Here is a 215-nt window from a genome sequence, read left to right as displayed (position 1 = left end):
CCCTTATCGTTACTCATGTCAGCATTCGCACTTCTGATACCTCCAGCATGCTCTACAACACACCTTCAACGGCTTACAGAACGCTCCCCTACCCAATACAGTAAACTGTATTGCCGCAGCTTCGGTTTACTACTTAGCCCCGTTACATCTTCCGCGCAGGCCGACTCGACCAGTGAGCTATTACGCTTTCTTTAAATGATGGCTGCTTCTAAGCC

1 rRNA gene is annotated in these 215 nt (G+C 49.3%); it reads right to left on the bottom strand.

Annotated elements, in window-relative coordinates:
• Positions 1 to 215, bottom strand: a 23S ribosomal RNA gene (locus BN2660_RS16370); the annotation flags it as partial.

The organism is Microbacterium sp. 3J1, from assembly GCF_001049495.1.
GTDB lineage: Bacteria > Actinomycetota > Actinomycetes > Actinomycetales > Microbacteriaceae > Microbacterium.
The sequence above is the reverse complement of the archived record's forward strand: the minus strand, read 5'-3'. Positions and strand labels throughout refer to the sequence as shown.